A 2,196-nucleotide genomic window follows, 5' to 3' on the forward strand; every position below is an offset into this window, starting at 1 on the left:
CCAGACGCGCATGGCATAACGACGATCACCACCAATGACCACCCGCGCGACACCATCGGCGACCGACAGACGATCTACAATGTATCGCTCCGCATAATCAGTCAGTTCAAGAATCGACATGCTCTCGCTGCGAAGGTTATACCAGACAATGGTGCTTTCATCGCTTGAGGCTTTTGAAACTTCGGGTGGGTCGGCTTCTTCGGGAAGATTATCGAGTACACGCGACACACGCTCACGAACGTCGTTAGAAGCGGCATCAATGTCGCGGGTCAGGTTAAATTCAATACTGATACTGGAGCGGCCGTTGCGGCTGCTCGAGCTAATGTTTTTAATGCCTTCTATGCCGCTAATCCGGTCTTCAACTAATTGCGTTACCTGCGTTTCTACAACTTCGGCAGAGGCACCGGGGTAGTCTGTATCAATAGAGACTATGGGGCGATCAATATCCGGATACTCACGCAATGGCAGCATGGTAAAAGCGACAATACCGAAAACCACCAGCAGAATATTCAGTACGGTTGCAAAAACCGGACGTTTTACAGAAAGGTCAGACAACAACATAACTTAACCTCCCTGCACAGAAACAGGTACACCGTCACGAAGGCGAACAATGCCTTCTATAATGACTTTTTCTCCCGGCTTAAGGCCGTCAGTAATTTCTACGATTCCCGGCTTACGACGACCAATGGTCACTTCTTTTTGGCGCGCCCGGTTATCCGGAGTTAACACATACACATATTGTCTGTTTTGAATTGGAATAAGAGCTTTTTCAGGAAGCAATAAAGCTTCATCAATGCTCCGCAATAGCGTTATCTGGAGCAACATCCCCGGACGCAGACGCTCATCATCATTATCAATTTTAGCGCGCACTTTCACGGAACGAGTCACGGGATCAACGCGCGAATCAATACTGGAAATACGTCCGACAAACTGTTCTCCCGGGTAAGCCCGGCTGCGGGTAATCACTTCCTGATCTACGGCAATACTGGCGAAATAGCGTTCCGGAACACTAAAGTCGACTTTAATGGGCTTGATGTCATCCAGCGTTGTAAACACATCGCCGGGGCTGACTAAGGAACCTGCACTAATTTCACGAATACCCACACGGCCTGAAAACGGCGCATAAATTTTCATTTCGCGTAATGTCGCTTCAGCCACTTCTAAGTCAGCCTGCAGACCATTAACACGTACTTGTTGCTCGTCGAACTGTTGTTGCGATGCAGCATTACCGCGGCGTAGTTCACTGACTCGTTCAAGCTGACGTTTGGCTTCATCCAAACTAAACTTAAGCTGCTGCACACGGGCAACTTCTTTGCGAGCATTTAACTCAGCAAGCAGTTGTCCCTGCTCAACTAAGTCGCCGCTTTCAAAATAAATTTTTTCAACAACGTCCTGAGTTTGCGCGGTAATACGAACCGTTTCATTGGCCATGGCGGTGCCAAGCGCTTCAATGGTATCGCGGAACTCACTAATTTCAGCGGTCTGAATTTTGACCGGGACAGTCTGTTCCTTGCCCTCTTCAACCTTTTCTTCAGGAGGGAACCCAAACAAATACACAGCTGCCGCAATTAAAATAACGACAACAATAGTGATAGGGTTTATCCAGGAACGTTTCGCCATGTTTACCTCTAAGTTCATAATACAACGCCTTTAACATAGACCATTGTACGCAAAACACCGCCCAAAAGGCGGTGCACTTAACGAGGATTATAGCGGTTTAATCGCAAATTCAGTCGTTTGAATGAAACGCTGGGCTGTATTTATGAATGGCGTTAATAAAAGCAGCGGCGTGTTCCGGGTCAACCTCAGGATGGATGCCATGGCCTAAGTTGAAAACATGGCCGGTACCTGAACCATAGCTTTGTAATATGGTTTGTACTTCTTCTTCAATACGCTCTGGCTTAGCATAAAGCACGCTGGGGTCCATATTACCCTGTAGAGCAACTTGCCCGCCGACACGCCCTCTGGCATCACCTAAGTCGGTTGTCCAGTCAACACCCAGCGCATCCGCACCAGTCGCCGCCATAGCTTCCAGCCATTGCCCGCCATTTTTAGTAAATAACGTAACAGGCACTTTGCGTCCGTCGGCTTCCCGTGTAAGGCCAGCCACAATTTTTTTCATATAAGCCAGAGAGAATGCTTTGTAGTCGCGCGGAGAGAGAACACCGCCCCAGGTATCGAATATCATGACCGACT

3 protein-coding genes are annotated in these 2,196 nt (G+C 48.4%); all 3 read right to left on the reverse strand.

The annotated features are described in order from the left end of the window. Window positions 1-561: efflux RND transporter permease subunit (locus tag B3180_RS03995; protein ID WP_286843186.1), on the reverse strand; the 561-nt coding region annotated here is incomplete at its 3' end. A 3-nt stretch (window positions 562-564) separates the two neighbouring features. After that, window positions 565-1,620 (reverse strand): efflux RND transporter periplasmic adaptor subunit, encoded by a 1,056-nt coding sequence (locus tag B3180_RS04000; protein WP_278358966.1) that lies wholly within the window; start codon window positions 1,618-1,620, stop codon window positions 565-567. A 109-nt stretch (window positions 1,621-1,729) separates the two neighbouring features. Beyond that, window positions 1,730-2,196: uroporphyrinogen decarboxylase family protein (locus tag B3180_RS04005; RefSeq protein ID WP_286843188.1), on the reverse strand; the 467-nt coding region annotated here is incomplete at its 5' end.

It is taken from the genome of Idiomarina sp. UBA4206 (assembly GCF_002383015.1).
GTDB lineage: Bacteria > Pseudomonadota > Gammaproteobacteria > Enterobacterales > Alteromonadaceae > Idiomarina > Idiomarina abyssalis.